Origin of the sequence: Massilia sp. (assembly GCF_032106685.1) — a bacterium.
GTDB lineage: Bacteria > Pseudomonadota > Gammaproteobacteria > Burkholderiales > Burkholderiaceae_D > Telluria.
In genome coordinates, this window is the sequence record NZ_DAMCPG010000085.1 from 541 (window position 1) to 4382 (window position 3842).

A 3842-nucleotide genomic window follows, 5' to 3' on the forward strand; every position below is an offset into this window, starting at 1 on the left:
CGCAGGTTCGAATCCTGTCTTCCCGACCATTATTTTCATACGAAATACATTGGACTTTGAAAACTGAACGATGAGGCAAAAATCGTATTCTACGGAATACAAAAACGAATGAAGCGCAAGCTTCGTCAATCGTGACTTCGGTCACAACAACGAGCAAGTCAAACACTTCATGGAGAGTTTGATCCTGGCTCAGGACGAACGCTGGCGGCGTGCCTAATACATGCAAGTCGAGCGCAGGAAGCTGACGGAACTCTTCGGAGGGAAGGCAGTGGAATGAGCGGCGGACGGGTGAGTAACACGTAAGGAACCTGCCTCAAGGATTGGGATAACTCCGAGAAATCGGAGCTAATACCGGATAGTTCATCGGACCGCATGGTCCGTTGATGAAAGGCGCTCCGGCGTCACCTTGAGATGGCCTTGCGGTGCATTAGCTAGTTGGTGGGGTAACGGCCCACCAAGGCGACGATGCATAGCCGACCTGAGAGGGTGATCGGCCACACTGGGACTGAGACACGGCCCAGACTCCTACGGGAGGCAGCAGTAGGGAATCTTCCACAATGGACGAAAGTCTGATGGAGCAACGCCGCGTGAGTGATGAAGGTTTTCGGATCGTAAAACTCTGTTGTAAGGGAAGAACACGTACGAGAGGAAATGCTCGTACCTTGACGGTACCTTACGAGAAAGCCACGGCTAACTACGTGCCAGCAGCCGCGGTAATACGTAGGTGGCAAGCGTTGTCCGGAATTATTGGGCGTAAAGCGCGCGCAGGCGGCCTTTTAAGTCTGATGTGAAAGCCCCCGGCTCAACCGGGGAGGGCCATTGGAAACTGGAAGGCTTGAGTACAGAAGAGAAGAGTGGAATTCCACGTGTAGCGGTGAAATGCGTAGAGATGTGGAGGAACACCAGTGGCGAAGGCGACTCTTTGGTCTGTAACTGACGCTGAGGCGCGAAAGCGTGGGGAGCAAACAGGATTAGATACCCTGGTAGTCCACGCCGTAAACGATGAGTGCTAGGTGTTGGGGGGTTTCCGCCCCTCAGTGCTGAAGCTAACGCATTAAGCACTCCGCCTGGGGAGTACGGCCGCAAGGCTGAAACTCAAAGGAATTGACGGGGACCCGCACAAGCGGTGGAGCATGTGGTTTAATTCGAAGCAACGCGAAGAACCTTACCAACTCTTGACATCCCATTGACCGCTTGAGAGATCAAGTTTTCCCTTCGGGGACAATGGTGACAGGTGGTGCATGGTTGTCGTCAGCTCGTGTCGTGAGATGTTGGGTTAAGTCCCGCAACGAGCGCAACCCTTAAGCTTAGTTGCCATCATTAAGTTGGGCACTCTAAGTAGACTGCCGGTGACAAACCGGAGGAAGGTGGGGATGACGTCAAATCATCATGCCCCTTATGAGTTGGGCTACACACGTGCTACAATGGACGGTACAAAGGGCAGCGAGACCGCGAGGTGGAGCCAATCCCATAAAGCCGTTCCCAGTTCGGATTGCAGGCTGCAACTCGCCTGCATGAAGTCGGAATCGCTAGTAATCGCAGGTCAGCATACTGCGGTGAATACGTTCCCGGGTCTTGTACACACCGCCCGTCACACCACGAGAGTTTGCAACACCCGAAGCCGGTGAGGTAACCGCAAGGAGCCAGCCGTCGAAGGTGGGGTAGATGATTGGGGTGAAGTCGTAACAAGGTAGCCGTATCGGAAGGTGCGGCTGGATCACCTCCTTTCTAAGGAAAACGTCCCTTACGGGACATGCCCATCGTTCAGTTTTGAGAGCTCGTCTCTCACGTCTCGCAAGAGACACTCGCACCTTGAAAACTGAAGACATCAACAAGACATCAAACTTTTAATTAACCATGTCATTTAAGACGTGTGTTCTTAGAATACCAACGCTAGATCAAGGTATGAAGGGCGTACGGTGGATGCCTTGGCACTAGGAGCCGATGAAGGACGCGACGAACAGCGATATGCTTCGGGGAGCAGTAAGTATGCTTTGATCCGAAGATTTCCGAATGGGGGAACCCACCATCTGTAATGGGATGGGACAGGCTACGTGAATACATAGCGTAGCGTGAGGCAGACCCGGGGAACTGAAACATCTAAGTACCCGGAGGAAGAGAAAGCAAATGCGATTCCCTGAGTAGCGGCGAGCGAAACGGGAACAGCCCAAACCGGAGAGCATGCTCTTCGGGGTTGTAGGACACTCTATACGGAGTCAAAAAGGAAGACAGTAGGTGAAGGACCTGGAAAGGTCGGCCGAAGAAGGTGACAGCCCTGTAGCTGAAACTGTTTTCCCTCCAGAGTGGATCCTGAGTACGGCGGGACACGTGAAACCCCGTCGGAATCCGGGAGGACCATCTCCCAAGGCTAAATACTCCCTAGTGACCGATAGTGAACCAGTACCGTGAGGGAAAGGTGAAAAGCACCCCGGAAGGGGAGTGAAATAGATCCTGAAACCGTATGCCTACAAGTAGTCAGAGCCCGTTAACGGGTGATGGCGTGCCTTTTGTAGAATGAACCGGCGAGTTACGATAACGCGCGAGGTTAAGCCGATGAGGCGGAGCCGTAGCGAAAGCGAGTCTGAACAGGGCGTTCAGTGCGTTGTCGTAGACCCGAAACCAGGTGATCTACCCATGTCCAGGATGAAGGTCAGGTAACACTGACTGGAGGTCCGAACCCACGCACGTTGAAAAGTGCGGGGATGAGGTGTGGGTAGCGGTGAAATGCCAATCGAACCTGGAGATAGCTGGTTCTCCCCGAAATAGCTTTAGGGCTAGCCTCGAGGTTGAGAGTTCTGGAGGTAGAGCACTGATTGGACTAGGGGCCCCCACAGGGTTACCGAATTCAGTTAAACTCCGAATGCCAGCAACTTATACTCGGGAGTCAGACTGCGAGTGATAAGATCCGTAGTCAAGAGGGAAACAGCCCAGACCGCCAGCTAAGGTCCCCAAGTGTATGTTAAGTGGAAAAGGATGTGGCGCTGCCTAGACAGCTAGGATGTTGGCTTAGAAGCAGCCACCATTCAAAGAGTGCGTAATAGCTCACTAGTCGAGTGGCGCCGCGCCGAAAATGTAACGGGGCTAAACATACCACCGAAGCTGCGGATTCCGTAAGGAATGGTAGGGGAGCGTTCCAAACCGCTGCGAAGCTGTACCGGAAGGAGCAGTGGAGCGTTTGGAAGTGAGAATGCCGGTGTGAGTAGCGAAAAGAGGGGTGAGAATCCCCTCCGTCGAAAGCCCAAGGTTTCCTGAGGAAGGCTCGTCCGCTCAGGGTTAGTCTGGACCTAAGCCGAGGCCGAAAGGCGTAGGCGATGGATAACAGGTTGATATTCCTGTACCGCCGATCCACCGTTTGAACAATGGGGGGACGCAGGAGGATAGTGACGCATGCGGATGGAAGTGCATGTGCAAGTTTCAAGACCGTCTGATTGGCAAATCCGTCAGGCACCACAGTCAAGGAACGATGCGGAGTCCCGTAGGGACGTAGGTCACGATTTCACACTGCCAAGAAAAGCCTCTAGTGAGGGGGAAGGCGCCAGTACCGTAAACCGACACAGGTAGGCGAGATGAGAATTCTAAGACGCGCGGGATAACTCTCGTTAAGGAACTCGGCAAAATGGTCCCGTAACTTCGGGAGAAGGGACGCTCTACATGAGTAGAGCCGCAGTGAATAGGCCCAAACGACTGTTTAGCAAAAACACAGGTCTCTGCTAAATCGCAAGATGACGTATAGGGGCTGACGCCTGCCCGGTGCTGGAAGGTTAAGGGGATGGGTTAGCGCAAGCGAAGCTTTGAACCGAAGCCCCAGTAAACGGCGGCCGTAACTATAACGGTCCTAAGGT

General features: G+C 53.5%; 2 rRNA genes. Both read left to right on the top strand.

Features of this window, described 5'->3' with window-relative positions:
• Positions 1–166: 166 nt before the first annotated feature.
• Positions 167–1728, top strand: a 16S ribosomal RNA gene (locus RT688_RS23580).
• Between the two features lie 168 nt (positions 1729–1896).
• Positions 1897–3842: ribosomal RNA gene (locus RT688_RS23585) — 23S ribosomal RNA — on the top strand; the annotation flags it as partial.